This window comes from Arthrobacter sp. Marseille-P9274, from assembly GCF_946892675.1.
Lineage (GTDB): Bacteria > Actinomycetota > Actinomycetes > Actinomycetales > Micrococcaceae > Crystallibacter.
On sequence record NZ_CAMPOV010000002.1, the window covers coordinates 80,100 to 106,394 of the forward strand.

The 26,295-nt window shown below is 63.1% G+C and carries 22 protein-coding genes and 1 pseudogene; 12 read left to right on the plus strand and 11 right to left on the minus strand.

The window, feature by feature from the left end; all coding sequences use genetic code 11:
* Positions 1 to 14: 14 nt before the first annotated feature.
* Both OC550_RS13550 and OC550_RS13555 read right to left on the minus strand, forming a co-directional pair.
* Positions 15 to 1,520 carry a bifunctional 3-(3-hydroxy-phenyl)propionate/3-hydroxycinnamic acid hydroxylase gene (locus tag OC550_RS13550; RefSeq protein ID WP_262106425.1) on the minus strand — a complete coding sequence of 502 codons (1,506 nt, stop codon included), beginning with the start codon at positions 1,518 to 1,520 and terminating at the stop codon, positions 15 to 17.
* A gap of 95 nt (positions 1,521 to 1,615) precedes the next feature.
* Positions 1,616 to 2,992 (minus strand): NADP-dependent succinic semialdehyde dehydrogenase, encoded by a 1,377-nt coding sequence (locus OC550_RS13555; protein ID WP_262106426.1) that lies wholly within the window; start codon positions 2,990 to 2,992, stop codon positions 1,616 to 1,618.
* A 134-nt stretch (positions 2,993 to 3,126) separates the two neighbouring features.
* Between OC550_RS13555 and OC550_RS13560 the strand changes: the two genes are divergently transcribed.
* Together OC550_RS13560 and OC550_RS13565 are read left to right on the plus strand one after the other, a co-directional pair.
* Positions 3,127 to 4,140, plus strand: coding sequence for an ornithine cyclodeaminase family protein (locus OC550_RS13560; protein WP_262106427.1), 1,014 nt, complete (start codon positions 3,127 to 3,129; stop codon positions 4,138 to 4,140).
* 22 nt (positions 4,141 to 4,162) lie between these two features.
* Entirely contained in the window at positions 4,163 to 5,182 is a 1,020-nt protein-coding gene (locus OC550_RS13565; RefSeq protein WP_262106428.1) for a dihydrodipicolinate synthase family protein, read from the plus strand.
* Positions 5,183 to 5,348: 166 nt separating this feature from the next.
* On the opposite strand, the gene OC550_RS13570 is transcribed toward OC550_RS13565, so the two are convergent.
* The 3 genes from OC550_RS13570 to OC550_RS13580 form a co-directional block, all read right to left on the minus strand.
* Positions 5,349 to 5,765 (minus strand): hotdog domain-containing protein, encoded by a 417-nt coding sequence (locus OC550_RS13570; RefSeq protein WP_262106429.1) that lies wholly within the window; start codon positions 5,763 to 5,765, stop codon positions 5,349 to 5,351.
* Complete coding sequence (locus tag OC550_RS13575) at positions 5,762 to 6,982, minus strand: acetyl-CoA C-acyltransferase (protein WP_262106430.1); 1,221 nt, start codon at positions 6,980 to 6,982, stop codon at positions 5,762 to 5,764. The genes OC550_RS13570 and OC550_RS13575 overlap by 4 nt, the downstream gene beginning before the upstream one ends.
* Before the next feature lie 246 nt (positions 6,983 to 7,228).
* Complete coding sequence (locus OC550_RS13580) at positions 7,229 to 7,810, minus strand: TetR/AcrR family transcriptional regulator (protein WP_262106431.1); 582 nt, start codon at positions 7,808 to 7,810, stop codon at positions 7,229 to 7,231.
* Between the two features lie 359 nt (positions 7,811 to 8,169).
* On the opposite strand from OC550_RS13580, the gene OC550_RS13585 reads away from it, so the two are divergent.
* On the plus strand, positions 8,170 to 9,489 hold the full coding sequence (locus OC550_RS13585; protein ID WP_262106432.1) for an NADH:flavin oxidoreductase: 1,320 nt from the start codon (positions 8,170 to 8,172) through the stop codon (positions 9,487 to 9,489).
* 126 nt (positions 9,490 to 9,615) lie between these two features.
* Here OC550_RS13585 and OC550_RS13590 read toward each other — a convergent pair whose 3' ends face one another.
* Both OC550_RS13590 and OC550_RS13595 read right to left on the minus strand, forming a co-directional pair.
* Positions 9,616 to 10,011, minus strand: a complete 396-nt coding sequence (locus OC550_RS13590; protein WP_306556935.1) for an IS3 family transposase — start codon at positions 10,009 to 10,011, stop codon at positions 9,616 to 9,618.
* Between the two features lie 105 nt (positions 10,012 to 10,116).
* Positions 10,117 to 10,893: an SDR family NAD(P)-dependent oxidoreductase gene (locus OC550_RS13595; RefSeq protein WP_262106433.1), complete on the minus strand. Its 777-nt coding sequence runs from the start codon at positions 10,891 to 10,893 to the stop codon at positions 10,117 to 10,119.
* 214 nt (positions 10,894 to 11,107) lie between these two features.
* Between OC550_RS13595 and OC550_RS13600 the strand changes: the two genes are divergently transcribed.
* Entirely contained in the window at positions 11,108 to 12,718 is a 1,611-nt protein-coding gene (locus OC550_RS13600; protein WP_262106434.1) for an FAD-binding oxidoreductase, read from the plus strand.
* Positions 12,719 to 12,866: 148 nt separating this feature from the next.
* On the plus strand, positions 12,867 to 14,054 hold the full coding sequence (locus tag OC550_RS13605; RefSeq protein WP_262106435.1) for an MBL fold metallo-hydrolase: 1,188 nt from the start codon (positions 12,867 to 12,869) through the stop codon (positions 14,052 to 14,054).
* A gap of 113 nt (positions 14,055 to 14,167) precedes the next feature.
* Here OC550_RS13605 and OC550_RS13610 read toward each other — a convergent pair whose 3' ends face one another.
* Complete coding sequence (locus OC550_RS13610; RefSeq protein ID WP_262106436.1) at positions 14,168 to 15,121, minus strand: helix-turn-helix domain-containing protein; 954 nt, start codon at positions 15,119 to 15,121, stop codon at positions 14,168 to 14,170.
* Between the two features lie 228 nt (positions 15,122 to 15,349).
* Positions 15,350 to 16,597, minus strand: coding sequence for a substrate-binding domain-containing protein (locus OC550_RS13615; protein WP_262106437.1), 1,248 nt, complete (start codon positions 16,595 to 16,597; stop codon positions 15,350 to 15,352).
* Positions 16,598 to 16,719: 122 nt separating this feature from the next.
* On the opposite strand from OC550_RS13615, the gene OC550_RS13620 reads away from it, so the two are divergent.
* The 4 genes from OC550_RS13620 (at position 16,720) to OC550_RS13635 (ending at position 20,533) form a co-directional block, all read left to right on the plus strand.
* Positions 16,720 to 18,222 carry a sugar ABC transporter ATP-binding protein gene (locus tag OC550_RS13620; RefSeq protein ID WP_262106438.1) on the plus strand — a complete coding sequence of 501 codons (1,503 nt, stop codon included), beginning with the start codon at positions 16,720 to 16,722 and terminating at the stop codon, positions 18,220 to 18,222.
* A gap of 14 nt (positions 18,223 to 18,236) precedes the next feature.
* On the plus strand, positions 18,237 to 19,178 hold the full coding sequence (locus OC550_RS13625) for an ABC transporter permease (RefSeq protein WP_262106439.1): 942 nt from the start codon (positions 18,237 to 18,239) through the stop codon (positions 19,176 to 19,178).
* A 77-nt stretch (positions 19,179 to 19,255) separates the two neighbouring features.
* A complete protein-coding gene (locus OC550_RS13630; RefSeq protein WP_262106440.1) occupies positions 19,256 to 20,197 on the plus strand; it encodes an ABC transporter permease in 942 nt (313 codons plus the stop codon).
* Between the two features lie 105 nt (positions 20,198 to 20,302).
* Positions 20,303 to 20,533: a hypothetical protein gene (locus tag OC550_RS13635; RefSeq protein ID WP_262106441.1), complete on the plus strand. Its 231-nt coding sequence runs from the start codon at positions 20,303 to 20,305 to the stop codon at positions 20,531 to 20,533.
* 327 nt (positions 20,534 to 20,860) lie between these two features.
* On the opposite strand, the gene OC550_RS13640 is transcribed toward OC550_RS13635, so the two are convergent.
* Entirely contained in the window at positions 20,861 to 21,820 is a 960-nt protein-coding gene (locus OC550_RS13640) for a LysR substrate-binding domain-containing protein (protein WP_262106442.1), read from the minus strand.
* Between the two features lie 158 nt (positions 21,821 to 21,978).
* Between OC550_RS13640 and OC550_RS13645 the strand changes: the two genes are divergently transcribed.
* The 3 genes from OC550_RS13645 to purU all read left to right on the plus strand — a co-directional run bounded on the left by OC550_RS13645 (position 21,979) and on the right by purU (position 25,636).
* A complete protein-coding gene (locus OC550_RS13645; RefSeq protein ID WP_262106443.1) occupies positions 21,979 to 23,295 on the plus strand; it encodes a hypothetical protein in 1,317 nt (438 codons plus the stop codon).
* Positions 23,296 to 23,306: 11 nt separating this feature from the next.
* Complete coding sequence (locus tag OC550_RS13650; protein WP_262106444.1) at positions 23,307 to 24,623, plus strand: MFS transporter; 1,317 nt, start codon at positions 23,307 to 23,309, stop codon at positions 24,621 to 24,623.
* Between the two features lie 98 nt (positions 24,624 to 24,721).
* Positions 24,722 to 25,636, plus strand: coding sequence for a formyltetrahydrofolate deformylase (gene purU, locus OC550_RS13655; RefSeq protein WP_262106445.1), 915 nt, complete (start codon positions 24,722 to 24,724; stop codon positions 25,634 to 25,636).
* A 301-nt stretch (positions 25,637 to 25,937) separates the two neighbouring features.
* On the opposite strand, the pseudogene OC550_RS22380 reads toward purU, so the two are convergent.
* Positions 25,938 to 26,051 (minus strand): annotated as a pseudogene (locus OC550_RS22380) (hypothetical protein); the annotation flags it as partial.
* Positions 26,052 to 26,295: the final 244 nt, after the last annotated feature.

Below are 26,295 nucleotides of genomic sequence, written 5' to 3' on the forward strand. Positions count from 1 at the left end.
TGGCGGGTGTTGGTCTAGAGGGACGCCGGTACGGCGCGGTCGACGGTCGGGATGCTGCGCACGATGCGCTCGAGCGCTTCGGGCGTGTCGGCGAGACCCAGAATGTAGTGGTCCGGCCGCATGACGACGGCGGAGGCGCCCTCCGTTTCAAGGATCTGGCCGACCTTGGCCGGATCGAGCAGGACGACGACGTCGCCGTCCTGCTCAAGCTGGGCGCGCAGTTCGGCCGGGACGGCTTCGTAGAGGTCGCGGGAGGTCGCCACCAGGAAGTGGGCGCCGACCATATCGTCCAGTCGGACTCCGTCGGCGAGGATCGGCTGGATGCCCAGATAGCCCGCCCGCTTGTCGGTGTCGCCTTCGTGAAGACCCGGGCCCAGTTTCGGGGACACGGGGGCCGAGGCGGCGGGGTTGGTCCGGATAAACTCGTCCCGCTGCTTCGCCACCTCGGCGTCGGTGGTCTGGAGGAAGCCGGCAGCAGTGGCCGCCTGCTCCACCCAAAACCGCGCATGCGGCTTCCGCTCGGTCTCGTAGGTGTCCAGCAGTGAAGCATCGGCCGATCCGCGCTTGACCAGGTCGAGCTTCCAGACGAGGTTAGCCACGTCCCGGATTCCGGCACACAGGCCCTGCCCGAACAGCGGCGGCGCCTGATGCGCAGCATCTCCGGCCAGGAAGACGTTGCCCACCCGCCACTGCTCGGCGATGCGGCCCCGGAACGTGTAGATGGATTGCCGGTCGGCGGTGAACTTGTCAGCGGGCAGGACGCCGCGGCTGATCCGTTCGACCGACTCCGCCGTCACGATCTCCTCGGGGTCGTCGTCCGGCATCAGCATGAATTCCATCCGCACCCTGTCGCCTGGCAGACGGATCCACAGGGCGGGCCGCGTGTGGTGGCCCAGGAAGATCATGTCGGTTGCCAGGCCGGGGCTGCCCTTAAGGATTCCGTCCACCACCAGCCACCGGGCGTCCTCACCGATGCGTTCGGTGACGATGCCAAACGAATTGCGGACCTCGGACCGGGCGCCGTCGGCCGCGATGGCCCAGCGGGCGCGGACCACCGATTCGCGGCCATCGGCATCGCGCACGGTGACTTCGACTCCGCCGTCGACGTTTCGGACGCCGGCGGCCGCACTTCCGCAGCGGAGCTCGACGCCGGGGAACTTGTCAACAACATCCCTGAGCAAGTGCTCGACGTCGGGCTGGTGGAAGGTGAGGTCGTCCTGCCAGGCCTGGCTCCCGAACCGTCCGGTGGGGATGGAGATGAGCACCTCGCCGGCCTCGTTCTCGATGTGCATCGAGGACATCGGCAACGTAACTTCCGCGAACCGTTCCGCAACCCCCAGTGACTGGAGGGTGCGGAATGTTTCGCCGTCGAAGTGCACTGCACGGGCAGTGGGCCAGGCCTCGGTTTCGCGTTCCAAACCGATAGCGGTCAACCCCGCCCTGCCCAGCAGCGCCAGCGCGGTCACCCCTACCGGGCCTCCCCCAATCACCACCACGTCAACATTGACTGCGTCGCTCATGTGCAATCCTTCGGTTCAGTACGTTTCGTTTCGAATAATGTAACACCGATCACTTTGCCCCCGCAAGGGTCCTGGGAACCGCTCGCCACGTGGCGTCAGGCCTTCCAAACGGTCTTGAGGTTGCAGAACTCGCGGATGCCTTCCGCCGCAAGTTCGCGCCCGAATCCGGAGCGCTTGATTCCACCGAACGGCAGCTCCTGGTTGGAAACGGTCATGCCGTTGATGAACACAGCCCCCGCCTCGAGGTTCTCCATAAACCACCCCTCCTCTTCCTCGTCGCGCGTCCAGACAGCACTGGACAGGCCAAAGGAGGTCTGGTTGGCGATGCGCAAGGCTTCCTCGCGATCGTTCGCGCGGTAGAGCGAGGCGACCGGCCCGAAAGCTTCTTCCTGGACCAGCCGCATGTCGTCGGTCAGCCCGGCCACAACGGTGGGGGCATAGAAAAAGCCTTTGCTGTCCGGAATGGTTCCGCCGGCCAGGATCTGGGCGCCGCGGTCCCGGGCATCCTCGACAAGCTCGGCAAGCTCGTCCCGGCCGGAGCGGGTGGCCAGCGGGCCAACCTCGGTCTGCGGATCGAGGGGGTCGCCGACGACGAGGTCGGCCATCCGCTGCGCGAACTCGGCGGCGAAGGCGTCGTAGACGTCTGTGTGGACAATGAAGCGCTTGCCTGCGATACAGGACTGGCCGTTGTTGTTGATCCGGGCCCTAACCGCCGTGGCTGCCGCTTCGGCAATATCTGCAGTCGGCATGACGATGAACGGATCCGATCCGCCGAGTTCCAGAACGGCTTTCTTCACGTGATCGGCTGCGATCGAAGCTACGGAACGCCCTGCGGGCTCCGAACCGGTCAAGGTGACCGCCTTGACCCTCGGATCCGCCAGCACGCCGGCGACCTCCGCCCCTCCGATCAGCAAAGTGCGGAAAGAGCCCTGCGGGAATCCCGCCTGCTCGAAGACGGTGTCGAGGAAGAGCGCAGACTGAGGCACATTGGACGCATGCTTTAAAAGGCCGGAATTGCCCGCCATCAGCGCGGGAGCCGCGAACCGGACGACCTGCCACAGCGGATAGTTCCAGGGCATGACCGCCAGCACCGTGCCGAGCGGCTCGTATCTGGTCCAGGCCCGTGAAGCACCTACGGCCGAAGCGTTCTCCAGAGAACTGTCGGCGAGGAACGACTCCGCATTTTGGGCGTAGTAGCGCATCGCCTTGGCAGACTTATGCACCTCGGCGACCGACTGCGCGATGGGCTTGCCCATCTCAACAGTGATCAACTCTCCGAGCCGATCCGCCTCCTCGGTCAGGATCTGGGCTGCGGCGGTCATCCACGCTGCCCGCTGTCCGAATGTTGTGCTCCTTAACTGCACGGCAGCCTGGGCGGATTCGGCGATTCGGGCTTGGACCTCTTCGGATGAATGGGGCTCGAATTCCTTCTCGGTCGAGCCGGTGGTCGGGTTCACAGTCGCGATAGCCATGAGCTGAGTTCTCCTCCTTGAGACGGGTTGTGATCTCGAGCATATAGGATACGATTCGTATCGGACACAATATTTGATTCTATTTTCCCCAGGTCCGCACTCTCGGGGCCGTCTACACGCAAAGGAGCGAAGCTGTGAGTAGCGATGGTGAATTGCCGCAGAATCTTCCGCTGTTCCTGACCGATTCCGATGTAGCCAAGCTGTCAGATTGGCCCGAGGCCATTCGGGCCGTCCGCACCGCCTATAGTGCCGCCGACGACGAGGCGCGGACGCCAGGCAGGATCTTTGCCCAGTCCGAACGCGAGTGGATGCGGATCATGCCGTCTGTGCCGGGAAGCGGCCAGTTGTTCGGCGCGAAATCGATCGTCGGATCCTTCGCGGACGGGCTCCGCGTCAGCTATCTCATCTCCCTCTTCGACAAGGACACGGCGGACTTGGTCGCGCTGGTGGACGGCAACCGGGTCACCGGCTTGCGCACGGCGGCGACCTCCGCCGTCGGGGCCTCGACGCTGGTACCGCAACGGCCCTTGCGGGTCGGCGTGATCGGTTCGGGCTTCGAAGCGCGGTCGCACCTCACGGCGCTGTCGCACCTGGTCGAGTTCGCCGGAATCCGCGTATTCAGTCCTACGCCCTCGAATCGTGAGGCGTTTGCCCGCGAGTTCGACGGCGTCTCTGGTGCGCCGGCTGTCGCGGTCGGCTCTGCCCAAGAGGCAGCGGAGGGTGCAGACCTCATCCTCTGCGCGGCACGGTCGAGGGACGAATCGCCGACCCTGCTGAGCGGATGGGTGGGCCCCAATACCGCCATCGTCTCCATCGGTTCCACCACGCCGGCACAGCGCGAACTGCCCGCCGACCTCATAGGGCGCGCCGCCGTCGTCGTCGTCGACACCTATGACGAGGTGGTCAATGGTAGCGGCGACATGATCGCTGCCCGGGCCGAGGGAGTCGACGTCGATTCGGTCGTTGTCACGCTCAACGCCGTGCTCAGCGATGAAGCCCGGGTCAACCCGGAGCAGGGGATCCGAATCTACAAATCGACCGGCTCCGGTCTGCAGGACATCGTCGTCGCTGAGATGCTCCTCGATCGCGCCCGAGCCGAGGGGATCGGCACCGTACTTCCTGTCGGCATTGTCACCACTAAAAAATAGACAAGGACTAAGGAGAATACCCATGGTGGACTACACCAGGACTGAGGCCCGCGCCTGGGCGAAGGAAAAGTTCGCAGGCACGATCGCGGTCACCCACCCTTCATACACGCCGGATTTCTCGGGGATCAACGAGAACGCGATCCGCCACGACGTGCTCAAGCTGAAGGAACTCGGCTTTGCCGGCACGCTTCTGGTTGCCGAAGTGAATGTCACGGTGGAGGAGTATGCCAGGATTGCCGCTGTGGCACGCGAAGCCGCCGGACCCGATTTTGGCCTGTTCTTCCACGCCATTTTCAACACGTTGGAAGAAAACATCCGGGCCGCCAAGCTCGCCGAAGCCGCCGGCGTCGACCGTGCGCTGCTGGCCTACCCCGCGTCCTTCTGGCCGACGTCCCACGACCAGGTGTTCGACTACACCAAGGCCTTCTGCGACGAGACCGGGTTGGCCACCATGCTGTTCCCGCTTCCCGCCTGGGGCTTCGAGCGGATCCATCCGGCAGGCATGGACGTGGCCTTCGTTCGGCGCGTCCTCGATGCCATCCCGAACATCGTTGCGATCAAGGCGGAGCAGGCCTACCCCGGCATCCCCGGCGTGATGGAGATGTACCACCACTTCCGCGACGAGGTGCTGATTTCTTGCCCGATCGAGGCCGAGACCATCCCCTTGATGTCCGTTCTGGACTTCCAATTCTCGGGCACGAGCAACACGAACTGGATGAGTGACTACTACCCGCGGGCCTTCGAACTGGCGCGGACCGGTCAGTGGGAGGAAGCGATGAAGCTGTACTGGCAGGTCCATCCCGCCCGTCAGGCTAACGGCGCCGTGTCCTCAACCTCCACACCGGGGACAAACATGATCAACCGCACCCAGTGGAAGTACCAGGAGTGGCTCGCCGGCTTCAACGGCGGAGCCCTCCGCGCGCCCTCCCCGAAGCTGCCCGACCGTTTCATGAAGCAGCTCCGGGCGTCGCTGGTGGCCTCCGGCCTGCCGGTCACGGACTCCCCGGATGAAGAATTCGTGCGGGGCCGCGTCTCGGCCTGACGCTCCCTGGGCTAGGAAACGCTTGTAGACCGCTCCCCTGGAAGTGACCGAGAAACCGGTCCTGCCAGGGGAGCGGTTTTGTGTAGGAGGGCTGTGCCGAGAGACGACGAAACCCATCGCTCGACGCGGTGAGCGATGGGTCCCGCCTGCAGGGTCGTGCGTGGTCCTAACCGGCAGGTGCCCGGAGTGCGCGACCGGTTCCGCGGTAGATGGCCACCGTGCGGTCACCGGCACGGACGATGACGTCCACGATGACCCGCCGCGATTCATTGAACGTAACCTCGGCCTCGGCAACCAACCGCTCGCCGACGTGCGCAGGAGACAGGTACGTGATGGATGCGTCCGCCGTCGCGATGCTGGGGCCCAGCGTGTTCGCTGCCATCGCAAAGGCAGTATCGGCAACACTGAAAACGAAGCCCCCATGGGCAATGCCATGCCCATTGGCCATCTGCGGTTCGACCTCGAGAACTGCGACCGAGCAGCCTGCGCTGGCGCCTTCCACCGTGACGCCCAGCCGCTCCAGGCTCCGGTCGGCCGCCAGCATGGAGCGCGCCGGATCGTCAATCGTCATCGTCGTGCTCATGACAGGCGCTCGATGGCCATGGCCATGCCTTGGCCCCCGCCGACACAGAGCGTGGCCAGTCCCAGCGTGGCGTCCTTGGCCTGCAAGCCATTGATCAGCGTACCGACAAGCCGGGCCCCGGTGGCGCCAAAGGGGTGGCCGAGTGCGATCGCCCCGCCGAACGGGTTCACCTTCGCAGGGTCAGCCTTGAGCTGACGGACAACGGGCACAACCTGGGCGGCGAATGCCTCATTCAATTCCACGACGTCGATGTCGTCAATCGACACCCCCAGTCGGGCCATGAGCCGCTGCGAGGCCTCCACCGGACCCAGCCCCATGATCTCCGGGGAAAGCCCGCTGGCCGTGGTCCCCAGAATGCGGGCCAGCGGGGTGATCCCCAATTCCTTGGCCCGGCCGGCACTCATGACGATGAGGGCGGAGGCCCCGTCATTGAGCGGGCTGGCATTGCCTGCGGTGACGGTACCCGAGGCGTGAAAAACCGGCTGAAGCCCGGACAGCCCGTCCATGGTGGTTGTGGGGCGCGGGCCGTCATCGGTCGTCACCACCCTGCCATCCGCAGCGGTGACCGGCACGATTTCCCGGGCAAAGTATCCGGCCTCGATGGCTCGCGCGGCCCGGACTTGCGACTCGAGCGCCCATTCATCCTGGTCCCGCCGAGTGGTGCCCGTGGAACGCGCAACAAACTCGGCGGTTTTGCCCATGTCGATGTAGATGTCCGGCAGCTCGCCGCGGTTTCGCGGGTCCGACCATTCGGCTCCGGAATCGAAGAGTTCGTTCGCGCGGTGACCCGCAGCCGCAAAACCCGGATAGGGGGAAGTCGTCACCGGCGGCGTCGAGGACGTGGACTCCACACCGGCGACCAAAAATGCCTCGCCGTCCCCGGCGCGCACAGCCTGTGCCGCCATCGCCGTCGCCTGCAGGGATGAGGCGCAGAAGCGGTTGACGGTGGCCGCCGGGAGGTGGTCCATCCCCGCCATGATCATGACCCGCCGCCCGATGTTGTCGCCCTGCGCCCCTTCGGGAACCGCGCAGCCCACGTACGCGTCGGCCAACTCGGTAGGGTCGAGTTGCGGTGTTGCAGTAAGGGCTCCGGCGACGGCCGCCAGCGCAAGGTCCTCGGGCCGTTCGCTTGCCAAGGAGCCTTTGCGGGCACGTCCGATGGGCGTTCTGCGGTAGGCGACGACGACGGCGTCGTGGGGAGCTAGTGCGGGGATCACGAGGTGTGTCCTTTCGGCAGATTCGCATGATTCATCGAAACGGACAGGACGTCCGCAGGATTGTGGCGACAGACGCGTGCAACAACGGCCCCTGAAAACGAAGCCTCAACCCTTAAAATCAATCCTATACGGACCGTATCGGATCGACAATACAATGATTCGCCCTTCAGCGGGAGCCGCGGATATCCCCGCAGAAGCAGGACCGGATTCCCGGGCCTTCAGCCGGGCACGACTGCAGGAGACAGCTTAGTGCTGTTTCGCGAACCCCTCGAGAGCGGACTGCATGATGGCATTGGCTGCATCCGCGTTTAGGGGACCGGACTGGAAGAGAAGCCGGAAGTACACCGGGGAGTAGAGCAGTTCCGTCACCAGCATCGGCTCCAGGTCTGAACGGATCGCCCCTTCCTCCATCGCCCTACGCACCATCGCCGTCACGGCACGTGTACGGGGAAGCCAGAAACGTTCCTTGAATTCTTCCATCGTCGCCGCGTCATACTGCGCTTCGGCGACGAGCTGGGAAATGAGCCGCCCCTCCGGACCCGCATAAATCACGGCGAGCGAGGCCAGGTGCTCCCGCAAGGCTTCAAGGGCAGGCACGTCATCACGAATTGGAGTACGTGCGACGTGGTTTTGCAGAAAGGTGTCAATAACTACCGCAGCCTTGCTCGGCCACCAACGATAGATCGTCGTCTTGCTGACGCCTGCTTCGCGGGCGATCCGCTCGATGGAGAGCTTCTGGACAGTTAAGGCATCCGGGCCCGACTCGTCGAGCAGCGTCATGGTGGCCTCGAGAATTGCCTTATGACTTTGTTCGCTTCTGACCGCCATGCATCCGCCTTCGAGTTCGACACTTCCAATACGAAACGTACACCATGGATCAGGGGGCCGGGCAAACAAATCCCTGCAAGCTGCAGCATCAGAAGCCAAGACGACCCTTCGTTCCCTCAGCGCCAACAGCCAGCCATGCACACGAATCCTGGGACCCCAGGATCGCGCCAAACGGGCTGGTGGTCTTGATCACAGACGCAACCCGCACTATGGTATTCAATACGATACGTTTAGAATCGCTGACTTTCGCGAGATCCAGGCGGCTTTTCGGCGGCGTAAGTGGATCCCGAGGCTTTGCCATCGCTGCTTGTAGGAAGCTTCCCACGGGCCGCGGTCATGATCTACCTAGGAGAAAAAGTATGTCCCCAGAAGCCACCACCGTTGCCGAGGTTCTCTCGAGCCCCTGGAAGATCGACGGCCTCACCATCAAGAACCGCTTCGTGCTCAGCCCGATGGCCGTGCTGCAGCCCACGAAGGACGGCCACCCGAGCGACCAGACCATCGCCTTCCTCACCACTCGTGCCCGCGGCGGTGCGGGATTGCTGATCATCGGCGGCGGCGTCGCCACCGAGCGAGGGAACCAAGAGGCACCTTTCCAGCCGCTGATGCGGTTCGACCGGGACGACTTCATCCCGGGGCTCAAGCGCATGGTCGATGCCGTGCACGCGCACGACGTGCCGATCTTTGCCCAGATCTTTCCGAGTTTCGGGGCCATGGGCGTGCCGGGTGAAGGACGGCCCACGCTGGCGGCGAGCCCGAAACCTGTCCACATGGGCCCGCCCCGCCTCCCCCACGGGTTCTACATCCCTGGCGGGCGCACGAACCCGACTCCGGCCGAGATCACCACTGAAGAAATACTGAAGGTCCAGAACCAGACGGTCGCCGCTGTCCGGCGTGCGAAGGCGGCCGGCTTCGATGGCATCGAGCTCGGCGCCCACATGCGCTACCTCTACTCCTCCTTCCTCTCGCCGCGGACCAACTGGCGAACCGACGAATACGGCGGCAGCGCCGAGAACCGCGCCCGCATCCTGACGGACACCGTCCGCGCGATCCGGGCCGAGGTGGGCACCGATTACCCGGTGGGTCTCCGGATGAGCGTGAACGACCATCTGCCGGACGGGCAGGGCCCCGAGGGGTTTGCGGAGACCGCGGCGATCATTGCGAAGGAGGGCCTAGGGTACATCGCACTCACCGACGGGAATTACGAGTCGATGGACGACAACCTTCCCTCGTCGTCGGGGTCCATGATGGAGCACGCTGAGCCCCAAGCGTTCCGTGCCGCGCTGCCGAATACCCCGTTGCTGCTGAGCAGCACCTACGATCCGCAGCAGAGTGCCGATGCGATTGCCAACGGCCACGGCGACGGCATCATGCTCGCCCGGCAACTGTTGGCGGATCCGGAGTTCCCCAACAAGGTGCTCCAGGGGCGGCTCAACGAGATCGTCTGGTGCGACCACGAGAACTCCTGTCTGCGCCGGTTGATCCTCAACGTGCCCGTTCGCTGCCACAAGAACCCGGCCGTGGGTCGCGAAGCGGTTCTAGCCGGGGCCAAGGAACCCATCTCCGTCAAGCTCAAGCGCCCGGCAGAGGCCGCACTGATCGCCGCGGCCGGATCGCCCCTCCTCATGGGCATCGCGGATAAGTTGGCGAGCGCAAAGTCGAAGCCGGCCGAGCACTAACGAGCACGGGCCGGGCGCGTTCAGGTTCCCAGCTGGGAACCTGAACGCACCCGGCCCACCGACGATTAATACGACGACGGCGACGCTCGCCACTGTGAACTGATCCCCGAAAGTTGGACCGTGTAATTAAATCCTAGGCTGCGAGGGCTTGGGCTCACTTGAAGGAGTTGTAACGCCGGCGCCGGCGGACAGGCAGACAAGCCCCATCTCGCGCATTAGCTTCAACACGGTCTTCTTCGCGATCTGGCAACCGGCTTTCACGAGTTTATGGTGGATGCGGCGGTGACCATACGCGGAGCCTTCCAGAGATGCTGCGAACTCTTTGCGGTGCTGGGGCAGAGCCGTAGGAGACGGCCGCGGCGTCTTGGGCTGGCGCTGCTCACCGCGCAGCGTCCCGGCTCCGGGTTGTTCAGATAGTCCTCGGGCTTTTGATTGCGCGACGGACCACGATGCATGGCCGGCCATAAACAACGCTACCGCTTCATTGCGCTGGGCCTCTGATGGAGAACTGCTCGAATACATGTGAGTGCTCCCCAGCAATCGGAACTGAATTTTTCAGTCCAACTTCCGGGGAGCAGTTCATCTGCGAGCACCGCCGTCGATGCGTCTGGGCGTGGTTTTGGTGGTCTACATCGTCGCACTGGCTCCGCCGTCGACCACGAGGTTGGTCCCCGTGACCCACTTGGCCTCGTCGGAGGAAAGGTAGAGGCCGGCATAGGCGACGGCCAGCGGATCTCCGGGCTTGCCGTCAATTGTCCGTTCGATAATCGGCGAGACCGGCGCATCCTCCCCGAACTCATCGAACATCGCCAGCACGGGTGGGGTGGCCATGACGCCAGGGCTCACACTATTGACTCGAATGCCCGCCGCTATACCCTCAGCTGCCAACTGCCGGGTGAGGGCCATCACTGCTCCCTTGGCGGCGGCATGAGCCGATTGCGGCAAGGCGCGTGCCCCTTGGATTCCGGCCCCTGAGCCGATATTCACGATCGCTCCGCTCGAGGCTTCTAAATGCGGCCAGGCTGCCTGGCAGGCATGCCACACCAGGTCCAGCTCGTTCTGGAGAGTGAACCGGTAGTCATCAGCGCTCATCTGGGCAAACGGCGCGAATCGCGGCAGGCTGGCGTTGTTGTAAAGAACGTCGATCCGGCCGTGGCTTACCACTGTGTCGGCAACCCAGCGGTCGATGTCGGCCCGGTCGCTCAGATCCACCGGAGCGCTTGACTCGATCGATCCGCCGTCGGCTTCGACCAAACGGACCGTCTCAGCCGCACTGTCAGGATTGAGGTCGCTCCCGACCACCACCGCGCCCTCGGCCGCGAACAGCCGGGCGGTGACACGGCCCATCCCACCTCCGATACCTGTCAGCAGGACGACTTTTCCTTCCAGACGGCCAGCAGCCATGGTTCCTTCTCCGTTCAACCTCGTCGTAGTAACTCATTCCACGCAACCACGCACGGGTATGGCCCGGTACCCGATCGGTTGCATGGTGCAGTTCGTGCACACTTCTGTGCGCGGACTGCACCATGGCGCCGTGGAACCCCTACGCAGATGTGAGGTGGCGCACCATGGACAGCACGCACCACCCATATTCACTGCATCGAAGGAGATGATGACGATGAGCAGCACCACCGAAACGTCGACGCTTCCGACCCCACCGGGGGTCTCTGAAGCCGAACTCGAAAAGGCGCTCACCGCGTTCGCCACGGCGATCGGCGCGGACAAAGTAGCAACCGACGCCGAGTCGCTGGAGGACTTCCAGGATCCCTTCCAGGTTCCGGGCACCGCCACCAACGTTCCGTCCGCCGTCGTCAGCCCGACGAGCGTCGAGGACGTTCAGGCCGTCGTGCGGATCGCCAATGAGTTCAAAGTTCCGTTATGGCCCATCGGCCGTGGCAAGAACAACGGCTACGGCGGTGCCGCACCTCAGGTGCGAGGCTCCGTGATGGTCTCGTTCCGGGAGATGACCGGCGTTGAGATCAATGAGGAACTCGGCTACGCGATGGTCGAGCCCGGCGTGAGCTGGTATGACCTGCATGACGCGATCCAGGCCGGCGGCCACGACCTCGTCGCCTCCATCGTCGACATCGGATGGGGAGGCGTTGTCTCAAACACCCTTGAGCACGGACTCACCTACATGCCCTACTCGATCGACCAGGCCTCGCATTGCGGTTTCGAGGTCGTGCTGCCGGACGGTGACCTCCTGCGCACCGGGTCGGGCGCAATGGACAATAACCCGACCTGGCCGCTGTACAAGCGCGGCCTTGGCCCGACCTCGACCGAAATGTTCATGCAGTCGAACTACGGCATCGTCACGAAGATGGGCTACTGGCTCATGCCGAAGCCCGAAATCTACATGCCGCTCTGGCTACGCCTGTGGGACGACTCGCAGCTTCCCGCCGTCGTCGACGCGCTGCGCGAGCTCATGCTTGCCGGCACCATCGATATGCGCCCGCAGCTGTCGAATACGCTGTGCATCGCCTCGATGCTCTCGACCCGCGCCGAATGGTACGACGGCGACGGTCCGATGCCCGAGGAGGTCATCGAGAAGATCGCCAAGGAGCTCGGCGTTGGCCGTTGGATGATGCGGTTTGCACTGTACGGCGACGAGGCGGTCGTGGACCACAACTTTGCCAAGCTCCAGGCGCGTTTCCTGCAGATCCCGGGTGTCGACATCTCCGGCGAGAAGCACGGCGCCGATGCGTGGGAGACGCTGCCGAATCCGCACGAGCGGGTGCAGATCGGTGTGCCGAGCCAGGATCTGTACAAGATGGCAGGCTGGTCCGGCGGAGAGGAAGGCGGCCACGTCGACTTCTCGCCGGTGATCCCGCTGACGTCCCACCACGCGCAGGCCGCCCAGAAGCTGATGTCTGAAATGTGCGCCGAGGCCGGGCTGGACTTCCTCGGTGGCATGCTGCCGATCAACGCGCGCGCAACCACGTTCATCAACGTGATTCCGTTCGACACGAAGAACCCGGAGCAGGTCGATAAGGCGTACGCGGTGGCCAAGCGCATGGTGGCCGAGGCCGGCCGGCGCGGTTACGGCGAATACCGCGCCCACCTGTCGTTCATGGACCTCGCGGCCGATCAGTTCGGCTTCAACGATCACGCACAGCGTCGCTTCAACGAGACCATTAAGGACACGCTGGACCCGAACGGGATCATCGCTCCCGGCAAGTCCGGTATCTGGGGCAGCCGCCTCCGGCAGGCCGGCTACCCGCAGGCCTGATCGCGCACAGTCAGGGAAAGCCCGTCCAGTCAAAGGCGCGGGCTTCCCTGACGATTCAGACCCGTCTTCCCCCTCCCCGGTGTAATCACGCGATGCGCTTGGCTGCGCTTTGGGATCGGACCTCATTGATAGGACACAAGGAACACGCATGTGTGTTGACTTACCGGCCGAAATGCGGACCGGCCTTGGCCGCCGCCGCTTAATCGCGGGACTCGGACTCGGTGCCGCCGGGCTCGCACTGACGGCCTGCACGCCCAGTGAAGCCAGCACGGCCGAGACGGCCCGACGCAAGTTCGGGCCGCCGCCATCCTCCGGTTCAAATACCAAGCTGGTGCTGCTCGGCACGGCCGGAGGGCCCACCCACTTTCCAGGCAATGACAGCGCAGGCATCGCTTCCGCGTTGGTCGTCGGCGACCGCTACTACCTGATTGACGCCGGGCACGGCGTGCTCACCCAATTGCGCAAGGCCGATCTGGGACCTGAGAACAAATCGCCTCAGGAGGGCCCGCTCGACGTCCTTGCCGGCGTTTTCCTGACCCACTTGCATTCGGACCACGTCGTTGACCTGAACAACGTGCTGGTCAACGGAATCTATAACGGCCTGCAAAGTGTCAGCCGGATTCCGGTCTGGGGCCCCGGCAACCGCGGGGCGCTTCCGCCGCTGTTCGGCAAGGGACCGGCTCCCGAGCCCGTCAATCCGAGTAACCCGACACCCGGCGCCAAGGAGATGACCGATCTCATGGTGAAGATGTTCGCGACAGACCTCAACGACCGGATCTTCGACAACCGGAAACCAGTGCCATCCCAATTGTGGGAAGGCAAGGACGTTCCCGTCCCCGAAAGGTACCTGTCGGATCCCAATGGCACCCCGGCGCCGGACATGGAGCCATTCACCTTCTTCGAAGATGACCGTGTCAAGGTCTCGGCTACCCTGGTGAACCATGCCCCGGTCTTCCCCGCCCTGGCCTACCGCTTCGATACGGACGACGGTTCCGTCGTGTTCTCCGGGGACACGGCTAAATGTGCGAATATGGTCCGGCTGACCCGGGACGCCGATGTTCTGGTGCACGAGGTCATCGACGAAGACTGGGCGGCAGCACTGTTCCCCGCACCCAGAAGTGAGGCAGACGAGGGCTTGTACCGTCATCTGATCCAGGCGCACACCTTGAAGGCAGAAGTGGGAGCCATCGCCGCGGAGGCAAATGTGGGCACACTGGTGCTGTCCCACCTTGTTCCTGTCGTCCAGCCCGAACGAGTCTGGGCCGAATGCGCTAGGGGTTTCGATGGCCGTATGGTCGTTGGCCGGGATTTAGACGTTATTGACGTTGCCAGATAGCGGCAGATCGAGCGGCCCTCCCCCATTCCGGCTGTTGCAGCACCCCAACCGGAGCGAAGCTGCAACAACCGTTCCTGTCGGATGTCGCCCAGCCAGGCCCGGCCAGGAGGAGGTCAACCCGGCTGCGGAACGCACCTGACATCCCGTGGAGCACAACCGTGCTTCTCCCGGAACGCCCGGCTGAAGCTCGCGGGATTAAGATAACCCCACCTTGCCGCAACAGCAGCAATGGATGCTTCCGGCGACTGTCGCAACTCTCCTGCGGCGCCTTCGAGCCGTTGTTCGCGGATCCAGGCCGACACACCAGCACCTGACGCCGCGAAGAGCTTGTGCACGTAGCGAGTCGACACGTAGTGGGCCCGTGCAATCTGCTCCGGACCGAGTTCAGGATCCCGAAGGTGCTCCATCACATATCGTTGCATTCGGACGAGAAGCATCTCGAAGCGCGGCGTCGCATTGTGCGGCCCCTCCTCGTCTTCATGGCTGCGAAGAAGGGGCAAAAGCATTTCCGCCGCGCCCTCGGCGTCGCGGCTCGACAACCCCTCGCCCTCGACTACGGTCCGGGCAAGACTCGCGAGAAACGGCGTTGCGAGGGGAGTGAGATGCCCCTCCCCTCCGCCGGTCTGCGTCGCGGTATGACGGGCGATGCCATCAGCCCGCGATCCAATGAACCACTTAGGAATGCTGAACACCAGCACTTCGAATCCGTCGCGGCCCTCGAACGTCGACGGCCTCGACGTGTCCTGCCATGCGATCGATCCCGGCCGAAGGACACAACTACGGTCGTCCTGCTCAATAAATATCGATCCTTTAGTCAGCAGGTAAAGCAGGATGCATTCGGGATCGGCGGCCGCGATCATTTGCTGCGTACGTGCCACCCGATGCGGGAGCCCCTGGATAGATCGGACCGCGACCGGCCCCATGTCGCCACCAGCCAATCGCGCCTCGAACGACGTGGCTCCAACCGCCTCTACACGCATCGGGAAGAAATGCTGGGCGATCCCCTGCGACCAATAATCCCGGCGATCGGCCGGGGATACGGATCGGGTGTCCAGCACGGGTGTCATCAGTCCAGCCCAACCGACATCGCAGGCCGAGCCTCCCCATGGCTGCGCAACCAGCCTCGGAATATTTTCATTTGTCTCCTCTGACTACTGATCGGCGTGCACCAATGGTGCACGCCGATCAAGATGAGCAATCACCCGATGCGCGGCTCGTCGTCCCCCTGTGGGACTAAGGCGACGTTGCACCTGCAGGCTTGCGTGCCATCTTAGCTATACATCCCCACTGCGGCGTCAGCTGCTCGGGTTGTTGAAGTACTCCTTGAGAACCTCGTCCGGGAAGAACTTCTGCGGGTCACCGACCAGGTCTGTGGAATCTGTAGTATTCCACCCCGGCTCCACGAGCTCCTTGAGGTTCGACCGGTCTACAACGAAGGGGTTGTTGACAAACTGGTTGATTTTCGGCCCCTCGCCCCTGAGGATGCGAAGACCGATGTCGACCGATACCTGCGCCTGCCTCACCGTCGGAGTCGTGGAGCCAACATACGGGTAGTCCGTATTCTCCGCAGCCCAGGCCGCGAAGCCCCGGGCCGCCCCGATGTCCGCAATGGGCGGTGCCTCGAGTCCCGATTCATGGAAAGCGTTGAGCACACCAAGGCCCATGGTCCCGGATTGCAGCACCGCATCGACTCCAGCCGGATTCGTCGCAAGGTACTGCAACGTCGCGGTCTGCGCTGTGGTCGCTTCAAAGAAGCCTGTCACCTCGCCGGCGACGGAAACGTCGGGGCACAGCTCGAGTACATTCTGGAACCCCTCCTCCGCATAGAGTTCCGTCGAGATACCCGGGATTCCCGTAACGCGCAGAACGTTCCCTGCACCGCCGATTGCCTTCAAAGTCCCCGCACCGACATTCATAGCCTGCAAGACGCTATTGCCTGCCACAGACACCGCATACTCCGAGTCCATAAATGATGCCATCGAGACCACCGGGATGCCTGCCTCACCCGCAGACTTCACCGCGTCGACCGACGGCTCCGCGGCCAATGGAATGAAGAAGATGATATCCGGCTTAAGTGCCACGGCCTGGCTGAACTGCTGCAGCTGGAGCGGCACATTGGTCGGGTCGTCCGGAGCAAGGTCGGCGACGATTTCGAAGTCGGCAGCAGCCAGTTCCTTGCGGACCGTGTCCAGCATGACGTTGACGAATGCACTGGCTGGCGGCATGCCAACGATGGCTGCCGTGTATCCCCCATCCTTCTCCGACTTCCAGTCGGCCCAGGCGGACTTCTTGATCGGCAGCGGGTAGGCGTTGTACGCAGCAGCCGTCCCGGGACTGAACTCCGCGAGCAGCCCGTCCGGATCGTTTGCTCCGAGGTCCGGCACAGAGCCACACTGGCCCGCGGCCGCCGAAGCGCCCGGCTGAGCGACCGAGTCGGTATCTGGGGCCGCAGCCGCCGAGCATCCCGCGAGGCCTAGAGCCGTCAGCGTGACAACTGCCGTCCCGATCAGGCCATGGCGCCCTGCATTCGTGCGCTTCTTCATCTTTGCACTCCTCCTCGAGTCAGCGCCGTATGCGCCTGTCAGAGAACAGTAGACCGATGCGATACGTTTCGTCTAGTATCGTTCGTGGCATGCGTCACACGGCGTACTCAAGGAGGAGTGATATGGAAGATGGGTCGACAGGTCTTCACCTGTCAGCGCTGCGTAAACGCTTTGGGGCGACCGTCGCTCTCGCCGATGGCCACCTGCACGTTAAGCCGGGCGAGGTTCACACACTCCTCGGAGAGAACGGCTCGGGCAAGAGCACGCTGGTCAAGATCATCGGCGGCGTGCACCAGCCAGATGACGGTGACTTAACCATCAACGGCGATGCCCTCACTTTCCGCTCCCCCCGGCAAGCAAATGCCGCAGGGATCGCAACGGTCTTCCAGGAGGTACTGACCGCCGGCAGCCAGTCGGTTCTTGAGAACATCTGGCTCGGAACGGACGGCATGTTCCGCCGCCGCCGCAGTAGCGCCGAACAACGCGCGACGGCAGCTGAAGTGCTGGGCCGCCTGATCGACGGGATCCGGCTGGAGTCCCCTGCCGGCGCCCTTTCCCTTTCAGACCGGCAAGCCGTTTGCATTGCACGCGCGTTAGTCCGCGACCCTTGCGTCCTCATTCTCGATGAATCGACAGCTGCACTGGATGTGCAAACGCGTGACCGTCTGTTCGCGGAAATGCGGCGGCTTAAATCTGAGGGTTGCGCCATCCTCTTCATCTCGCATCGCATGGACGAGATCGAGGAGATCTCGGACCGTGTCACCGTGCTCCGCTCCGGCCGGACGATCTCCACCGTGGACCGCGGCACCATGTCTATTCCCCAGCTGATCTCCGATATGACCGGGGCGTCGAACCTTGCTGAGCATCAAACCCAGGAGCGCGAACTGGGGCCCATAGTCCTCCGGGCGGAAGACCTCCGGCTCTCCCCCGGATCTGAGCCGATTACCTTTGAACTGCGCCGCGGCGAGCTCGTCGGGCTGGCGGGCCTTGAAGGACACGGCCAGGACGAGTTCCTTCGCCGGCTGGCCGGGCTCAGCGAGGGTGAAGGAGCTGTCACCCAGATTCCAGCTGACGCTGCACGACGCCGCAGCCCAACTTCCGGCGGGGGCATCGCGTACTTGCCGCGGGAGCGCCGCGGAGAATCCCTGTTCGAATCCATGTCGATTCTAGAGAACTTCGCGCTGCCTACCATGCCGAAAGACCGCCGGGGGCCGCTGCTGAGTGCGCAGCGCATGGCTGAACGGTTCGCGAAGGCTGCCAGGGGCCTCAGCATCAAACACGGCAATGCCAACGATGCCATCTCGACGTTGTCAGGCGGGAACCAGCAAAAGGTGCTGCTGGCTCGCTGGCTGGCCACCGACCCCACAGTGCTCTTGCTGAACGACCCCACACGGGGTGTAGACATCACGACCAAACGCGAGATCTACGCAGCGCTGCAACAGCTCTGCGCAGAGGGAATGAGTGCGGTCGTGCTCTCCAGCGAAGTCGAAGAACACGTCGAACTCGTCGACCGCGTGCTTGTCTTCCGGAACCAGAGCGTGTTTGCCGAAATCGGGCGAGCCGAGATCGACAACGAAGCCATTGTTGCAGCCTACTTCGGGCAGAAAGTCGCAGGTGTCGCATGAACCGGGTGCTAAGCATGTTTCAACGATGGCCCTTCGGATTCGCGATGCTGCTGTGCGCGATCCTGTTGATCATCAATCTCGTCGTTTCTCCGAGCTTCGCCTCCCCGACGCGCCTAAGCTCGACGCTGGCAACCCTGGCGCCGTTCGTGCTGGTCGGCTTCGCATCCACACCGGCCATCCTCTCCGGCGGCATTGACATCTCCGTCGGCCCCCTGGCCACCCTGATCAACTGCGTTTTCGTAGCCGTCCTAATCCCCGCCGGGCTGGGTGACTGGCCCCTCGCGGTCCCCCTCTTGCTAGCCATCGCGATGGCGGTCGGCGCCATCAACGGCGTGCTCGTGGCCATCGTGCGCCTGCATCCGGTCGTGGCCACCACCGGCGTCCTCTTCCTGCTCATCGGCGCCTCGCTGACGATCGCCAAAAACCCCGTCATCGCACCCGACAACTGGACTCGGCCGCTGGCCGGCTCCATCGGCGTCCTGCCCGGTGCAGTCATCACGCTGGGCGTCGCGGCGCTTGTGTGGTTCCTGCTGAAGCGGACCGTTTTTGTCAGCAACCTTCTGGCGACCGGGGACAGCGACTCCTCAGCCTACGGATCCGGCGTGAACGTGACGGCGATGCGCGTGCTCGCCTACACCCTGGGCGGATTGTTCGCCGGCATCGCCGGGATCGCCCTGTCGGCTCTGCTGCAAGCGTCCGGTTCCTCCCTCGCCAGCACGTATGCGCTTCTCGGTCTGGCCGCCGCCGTCCTCGGAGGAACGAGACTCGGAGGCGGCCGCGGCGGCTTACTCGGAACGTTCTTCGGAGCACTCGCCATCTACCTGCTCCAGCAACTGCTCACGTCCACCGGCGTTCAACCTAACCTCATCGAATTCACCTACGGCCTGCTGCTGATCGTCGGTGTAGTGCTCGGAGCGACGCTGCTCAGCCCTCGAATTTCACGGAGAACCGCATGACCGCCCAGCCTTCAGCCGCTCCACTCACCCCTGTCCCATCCCGGGAGGGGCTCAGGTCCCGCACCCGCACTCTGGTGGTGCAACAGCCGATCCTTCAAGTGCTGGTCCTCGGTGTAGTCGTAGCATGGCTTCTGGCGACCGTCCCCGGAATCGCAAACCTCCGATCTGCCACAGCGCTCCTCATCATTGCATCGCTGCTCTCACTCGCCGCGATGGGCCAGACCTTGGTAGTTATCCTGGGCGGACTCGATCTCGCGATCCCCGGTTATGTCATCTTCGGCGCATTCGTCGCAGCAAACCTGGCCGGCGGACAAGGCTGGCCCGTCCCCGTGGCTTTCCTCCTGACGATCGCCGTATGCGGTGGGCTCGGCGCCGCCATCGGCTTCCTGTGCCATCGGCTGAAGGTCGAACCGCTAATGATGACGCTCGGCATGGGAGCCGCCCTCACCGGAGGCACACTGTTCCTCGCCAACGGAAACTACGCCTCCGCGCCGCCCGAATTCCTGCGGAACCTTGCCGGAGTAACCAGCACGACCTTCGGCATGCCGCTTCCGCCCATCATCCTGATCGTGGCCGTAGCGGCAGTGCTGTTATGGTTCGGGCTCACCCGTACACCCGCCGGCCGCAGCCTCTACGCGACCGGCATCAACGCCCGTGCAGCCAAGCTAACCCGCATCAATACGACCGCCGTATGGACACTTGTGTTCGCAGCCTCGGGCACACTCGCCGGAATTGCAGGCATGTTCATCGCCAGTTTTAGTTCCGGGTGGGCACAGTCGATCGGTGAACCCTACCTGTTCTCCGGGCTGGCCGCCGTTCTCGTGGGCGGGACCACCTTCGGCTCCATCCGCGGCAGCTTCACAAGAACACTGCTCGGCGCCCTCATCCTCACGGGACTATCGACAATCATCGTCAGCAACGGCTTGGCCGAGGCCCAAAGCCGGATCATTTACGGGGTCATCATCCTCATTGTCGTTGCGCTCTACGGCCGGGAGCGGCACGTTCGAGACCGTTTCTGACTGCGCGGCTCGCCGCCCGCTTGTCACCGCCCCACCGAGTTTTTCAGCATCCCGATACGTCCGACCATTACACCTCGGACCGCAATCCAGGAATGGCAAGATCAAATGAGAAACCACACCGCTAGCGCAATCAAATCTATTTCCCTGCAACACGGCGACCTCGTTGACATCCACAGCGACGGAAACTTCCGCTACAGCGGACACGTGGACGACACTATGCCGCAGCTCAACATCGTGTGGATCCGCGAACTTCCCACCGGGGAACGCAAGATGCTCTCCACCGACGAGTACCGAATCGTCCAACACCAGACCGACACTGTCGGAAGCAAACTATAGACCCCCGGGGCGGAAAATCCTGCCGGCCTAACTCTCAATCCGGAAGGACTCCCGCGCCAAAACCGACACGAGTCAACGCAACCCGCTCCGATGAGACCGGCCAAGATCTCACCGCACCGTCGACGAATTCCAAAACCTGAGGCACGCTGCAGACCGTCGCGTGAGCGACTCTTCCCTTAGATGACGCGCCGCTGACGGACCAGCTTACGGCAGCCCTACAGCCATTACCCAGTGAGCGACGACCCTCTACTCCGCCGCACGTTCGGTAAGTGGTGCCCGTGCCCCAGAGTTCCCTCGCTCTTCATGGACCAGTAGAGGCCCTTCACTTCATCTTTGGTCCGGCAGAGGGGGTGCCGGGGTTTGCAATCCGGCATTTTCCTCCAAGCTTGAGGATGCCAGAACGTCCCGTGCAACCTCGATGAATTTACGGGCACGTCGGTTGAGGTTTACGTTCGCGGGCCACACCCCGACAATGCTCTCGTCAGGAATGGCCGGCCGGATAGGAACGTAGGCCACGCGAAGACCTTCATAGGTGAGATTGTGCGCCGGCCGGTGAATCATTAGAGAGTATCCAAGGCCTCGTGCGATCATGCCTCGGATGAGCTCGTACTCGGTTCCTCGGTATCGGATCTGAGGCTGCACGCCGGCTCGCTGGAAGATGCTGAAGCTGTGCGTGTTCGCGGGGTCGGCGTCGAAGAGGACGAGAGGCTCGGACTCAAGTTCCTTGAGCGTCACGCCGTTCCTGCCGGCGACGCGGTGATCGCTGCCCACCATAACGTAGACGGCTACGGTCTTGAGATGTTCCTTTTGGAGGCCTTCGGGCAGGTACAGGTCGTAGAGCAAGACGCAGTCAAGCTCATTGAGCATGAGCTTCTGAATGAGTTGCTGCTGGGCCTTGATGGTGTAGTTGACGGTGACACGCGGGTGGTGCTCCGAGAAGTACTTGGTCACGGCTGGCAGCACGGTCGGCGCGAGGGTCGGGAAGCATCCGATGGACAGCGGGCCGACGAGTTCCTCGGCTTCGCCTGCCAAAGCGAGTTCGGCTTCACCGGCCATGCGCAGGATGTCCTTGGCTTCTGCATAAAAGCGGTGCCCGCCGGCGGTGAGTTGTGTGCCCTGGGACTTGCGTCCCACTACTAGCTGCGCCTTCATGGACCGCTCCAGGGCAGCGAGCCCGGCGGAGACTGCCGCGGAAGAGACATTCAGCTTCTCAGCCGCCCCGGCGAGGGATCCCGTCTCGGCCACCGAACATAAGTACTCAAGCTGAACTAGCGTGAACCTCGTCAAGTGGCGCTCCTTCTTGCCCCTAGAGTCAGCACTCCATCAGACATAAATAGCTTCTCTTTAAGAATAACCCTAAATCTTTGCGCTTTTAGGACCTTCTTCACGTCTCTACGCTGGGGCTATTGCGAATCAGCCATCGACCGCTTCGAGGGAGAAGAAAAATGGGATTCACAGCAGATGAATTGCGCACCGGACTGGACATCGCAGCATCATGGGGAAAGCTCGAGTACACCGGCTGGCAGGACGAGAACGTTTCGTGGAAGGAAGACGCCTACATCGGCGACTGGTCCTATCTCGACGAGCTGCGCGTGGTCGGGCCGGACGCGCTGAAGCTTTTCTCCGACTTTGCCGTCAACAGCTTCGCCAAGTTCACCATCGGCCAGGCGAAGCACGCGATCTTCTGCAACGCTGCCGGCAAGGTGATCGGTGAAGGCATCCTGGCCCGCCAGGCTGAGGACGATTTCCTCTTTAACGCACGAGGACCTGTGAGCACCTGGATCAAATACAACTTCGACCAGGGCGGGTACGACGCCGAACTTGACCTGCAAATTTCGGAATTCAAGTTCCAGGTGTCCGGGCCGAAATCCCTGCCGCTGCTCCAGGAGCTGACCGCAGACGACCTGACGGACACCAAATTCATGCACTTCAAGGACTCGAGCATTGACGGCATCCCGGTCCGTTTCCTGCGCCAGGGGATGGCAGGAGAGATCGGGTTCGAGCTACAGGGGCCGGGTGAGCATTCGGATCGGATCCGCGCTGCGATTCTGGCCGCGGGAAGAAAGTACAACCTGCGCCGCATGGGCGCGCGCACCGCCATGGTCAACCACCTCGAAGCGGGTTTCCCCACCGTCACCCACGACTATCTGCCCGCCATCACCGGGGCCGACGAAGCCGGATACTTCCAGGCGTACAACAAGCCGGTCGTGAACGACACGAGCGTCGAGTGGTACCAGAGCTTCCAACGCTGCATGAAGGTCAAGGGCAGCTTCAACGGATCCGACCCGAGCGCCTGGTACCGCAGCCCCATCGAACTGGGCTGGGAACGCAACGTGAAGTTCGACCATGAATTCTACGGACGCGAGGCCCTCGAACGGGAAATGGCAGAGCCCACCCGCAAGATCGTGACCCTCGTATGGAATTTGGACGACGTGAAAGAAGTCTACGAGTCCCTGTGGCACGACGAAGAGCCCTACGATTTCATGGAATTCCCGCGCGCCCAGTGGTTCGCGATGTACGCGAGCTCAGTGGCGGACGGAGAGAAGGAAATCGGTTCAACCACCTCGCGCGGCTTCAGCTACTACTTCCGCAAAGTCCTCTCCCACGGAGTACTGGACATCGCCTACACCAAGCCCGGCACCGAGGTCGAAGTCATTTGGGGCGATCCCGGCCACCGGCAGAAGCGCATCCGAGCCACCGTGCACAGCTACCCGTACAAGGCCGACAACCGCCGCGCCGAACTTACTGCGGCGACGGTCTAGGGCAAACGACCGTGGCAACAAAAACGCTCAACCCGCAGCGTGCCCTCACCCGCGACGAACGCCGCGTGCTCGCCGGCACCCTGGTCGGCACCACCATCGAGTGGTACGACTTCTTCATCTACGCACAGGCCGCCGGCCTCGTCTTCGCCCAGCTCTACTTCGCGCCCATGGGTCAGGAGGGAGGCGTTTGGCCCCAAATGGTCGCCTGGGCCTCGCTAGGCGTCAGCTTCCTGTTCCGTCCGCTCGGCGCGGTCGTCGCCGGATACCTGGGCGACAGATTCGGCCGGAAGGGCGTGCTGATCTTCACCCTCGTCCTCATGGGCACGGCCACCAGTCTGATCGGGCTGCTGCCCACCTACGAACAATGGGGAATCACGGCACCGCTGCTGCTGATCCTCATGCGCATCATCCAGGGCATCTCGGCCGGCGGTGAATGGGGCGGAGCGGTCCTCATGGCCGTCGAACACGCGCCGACACACCGCCGCGGCTTCTTCGGCGCCTATCCGCAAATCGGAGTGCCCGCCGGCATGGTCCTGGCCACGTTCATAGTATTCGTCGTGACCTCGCTGACAACCGACGAGCAATTCCTGGCCTGGGGCTGGCGCGTCACATTCCTGCTGTCCCTTGTCCTGATCGTCATCGGCTACTTCATCCGCCGTGCCGTATCCGAAAGCCCGGTGTTTGAGGAGATGGTAGCCCTCAAGCATGAAAGCGCGACGCCGCTGAAGACCCTGTTCAAGAACGATTCAAAGAACATCGTCTTGGCCGCCCTGTCACACATCGGCAGCAGCGCTTCAGGATACCTGTTCATCGCGTTCTTCTCCTCCTACGCGATCCGGACCCATGGCATGGACCAGTCCCGGGTGCTGCTCGCCTCCACGTTCGCGGCCCTCTTCTGGCTCGCCTTCACCCTCTACGGCGGCAGTGTTTCGGACAGGATCGGGCGGACGAAGGCGCTGAGAATCGGCTACACCATCATGTTCGTATGGATGATTCCGCTGGTCCTGCTCATCGACACCGGGAACATCTGGCTTTACGCCCTGGGGCTGGTTGTCTTCACCATCGGCAACGGCCTGACCTACGGACCGCTGTCGGCAATGTATGCCGAACTCTTCCCGGCCCGGGTCCGCTACTCCGGCATTTCGATCTCCTACGCGATCGGAGCCGTTTTCGGCGGGGCCTTCGCCCCGATGATCGCCGAATCCCTGCTCGGATCAACGGGAAGCTCCCTATCCATTGCCCTGTACATCATGGTCCTGTTCGTCGCCTCCTACATCGGGACATCGTTGATCAAGGAACCCAGGGGCGCAGAGCTTCGGGCACGCTAAGGCACCGTCTGAACCAGCCCGCCAGCAGTCACTGGGGGTGGGACGCCTGCGGGCCAGGCCGCCCCACCCCCGACTGAGCACTATCTTTTGAGGAAGCAATGTCCACTTTCGCCCAGTCTGTCGTCCCCACACACACCAACAATCCGGAACCATGGCTCATCAACGACATCGGCCGGCTACTGGTCAGCTGCCCGGACCGGCCGGGAATCGTAGCCTCGGTCTCACGCCTGATCACGGAGCACGGAGGAAACATCCTCTCCCTCGACCAGTTCACCACCGGCCTCGACGACGGCCAGTTCTTCCAGCGCACCGTATTCCACCTCCCCGGCCTCAGCGCCCGTAGGAATAACCTTGAAAGAGACATAGAGACGGACCTGGCCGGTGAATTCCAAGCAACGTGGAGGCTCACCGAAGCCAGCAAGCGCAAGCGCGTGGCGATCTTCGCTTCGAAGACCGACCACTGCCTCCTTGATCTGTTGTGGCGACACAAGCGCGGAGAGATCCCCATGGACATCGTCATGGTCGTATCCAACCACGCAGACCTGGCCGATGCCGTCCGCCCCTTCGGCATCCCCTACTTCCACGTTCCGATCATTGATGGCGATAAGACGGCTGCCGAGACCAAACACCTCGAGTTGCTGGCCGGCAACGCAGATCTTGTCGTACTCGCCAGGTACATGCAGATCATTTCGGAGGACTTCCTCGACATGGTCAAGGTCCCGGTCATCAACATCCACCACTCCTTCCTCCCCGCTTTCATCGGTGCAGGCCCCTATCGCAAGGCCAAGGACCGCGGTGTGAAGCTGATCGGAGCCACCGCCCATTACGTCACTAAGGACCTCGACGAGGGCCCGATCATCGAACAAGACGTCGTCCGGGTCTCCCACAATGATTCGGTCTCCCAGCTGATGCGCAGCGGCGCAGACGTGGAACGCGCCGTCCTCTCCCGCGCCGTCACATGGCACTGCGAGGACCGGGTGATGGTGCACGGCAACACCACAATCGTCTTTTGACGCCCAGAACTCCCATCTGCCAAGTCTGGGGGGTCACGCTACCTGACCTGACCGGACCGCGACCGGCTCGGAAAGGAACGACGCTCTCCAAACAGGCTCACAATCCCCGACCTTATCCGCGGGTCGGCGGACGGGCTCGTCCGACAGGATTTGCCGCGCAGGGACGGTTATCGGCGTGCGACTGCCCCGCGAATCGCTCCGAAAGGACAGCCGGTCTGTGCAGATGCCGTTGTTGTGGCGGCCAGGCAAGGACATAAACTGCGTCCGGAGTCAATGACAACCCTCTGGCTCTCATCCGCTGTCACATTGGATCTACAGATCTTTCCAGATCAGTGAGGGACTGAGACGGGGTCGACTCCGACGCATGCAAGGCTGCTGCGGCGGCACTCAGAGTCTGGTGCTCGCTCAAAACGGCAAAATACTCGAGCTATCGAAGTTAACGGCATAACCTTGTCCGCCTTCAGCAGCACATGACGGTCGTTCAGACCAGCACCCTGGCGAGAGACGTTACATTCACGGAAGCCTCATTTCCCTGCTGAAGGCCTCGTGACAACTTCAAGCAAAGGTTCAGTGGAACAACTCTGACTGGCTATCGCCCCTCGCTCCACGCGTGAGGACTAGCTGGTCCCCTCAGGAGATCATAGGGGTGAGGCCCCGCT

Excerpts from the sequence above, each read along its gene's own strand:
- OC550_RS13550 (WP_262106425.1), bottom strand. The coding sequence starts at position 1,520 with ATGAGCGACGCAGTCAATGTTGACGTGGTGGTGATTGGGGGAGGCCCG.
- OC550_RS13555 (WP_262106426.1), bottom strand. The coding sequence starts at position 2,992 with ATGGCTATCGCGACTGTGAACCCGACCACCGGCTCGACCGAGAAGGAA.
- OC550_RS13565 (WP_262106428.1), top strand. The coding sequence starts at position 4,163 with ATGGTGGACTACACCAGGACTGAGGCCCGCGCCTGGGCGAAGGAAAAG.
- OC550_RS13570 (WP_262106429.1), bottom strand. The coding sequence starts at position 5,765 with ATGAGCACGACGATGACGATTGACGATCCGGCGCGCTCCATGCTGGCG.
- OC550_RS13580 (WP_262106431.1), bottom strand. The coding sequence starts at position 7,810 with ATGGCGGTCAGAAGCGAACAAAGTCATAAGGCAATTCTCGAGGCCACC.
- OC550_RS13585 (WP_262106432.1), top strand. The coding sequence starts at position 8,170 with ATGTCCCCAGAAGCCACCACCGTTGCCGAGGTTCTCTCGAGCCCCTGG.
- OC550_RS13590 (WP_306556935.1), bottom strand. The coding sequence starts at position 10,011 with ATGTATTCGAGCAGTTCTCCATCAGAGGCCCAGCGCAATGAAGCGGTA.
- OC550_RS13595 (WP_262106433.1), bottom strand. The coding sequence starts at position 10,893 with ATGGCTGCTGGCCGTCTGGAAGGAAAAGTCGTCCTGCTGACAGGTATC.
- OC550_RS13600 (WP_262106434.1), top strand. The coding sequence starts at position 11,108 with ATGAGCAGCACCACCGAAACGTCGACGCTTCCGACCCCACCGGGGGTC.
- OC550_RS13605 (WP_262106435.1), top strand. The coding sequence starts at position 12,867 with ATGTGTGTTGACTTACCGGCCGAAATGCGGACCGGCCTTGGCCGCCGC.
- OC550_RS13610 (WP_262106436.1), bottom strand. The coding sequence starts at position 15,121 with ATGACACCCGTGCTGGACACCCGATCCGTATCCCCGGCCGATCGCCGG.
- OC550_RS13615 (WP_262106437.1), bottom strand. The coding sequence starts at position 16,597 with ATGAAGAAGCGCACGAATGCAGGGCGCCATGGCCTGATCGGGACGGCA.
- OC550_RS13620 (WP_262106438.1), top strand. The coding sequence starts at position 16,720 with ATGGAAGATGGGTCGACAGGTCTTCACCTGTCAGCGCTGCGTAAACGC.
- OC550_RS13625 (WP_262106439.1), top strand. The coding sequence starts at position 18,237 with ATGTTTCAACGATGGCCCTTCGGATTCGCGATGCTGCTGTGCGCGATC.
- OC550_RS13635 (WP_262106441.1), top strand. The coding sequence starts at position 20,303 with ATGAGAAACCACACCGCTAGCGCAATCAAATCTATTTCCCTGCAACAC.
- OC550_RS13645 (WP_262106443.1), top strand. The coding sequence starts at position 21,979 with ATGGGATTCACAGCAGATGAATTGCGCACCGGACTGGACATCGCAGCA.
- purU (WP_262106445.1), top strand. The coding sequence starts at position 24,722 with ATGTCCACTTTCGCCCAGTCTGTCGTCCCCACACACACCAACAATCCG.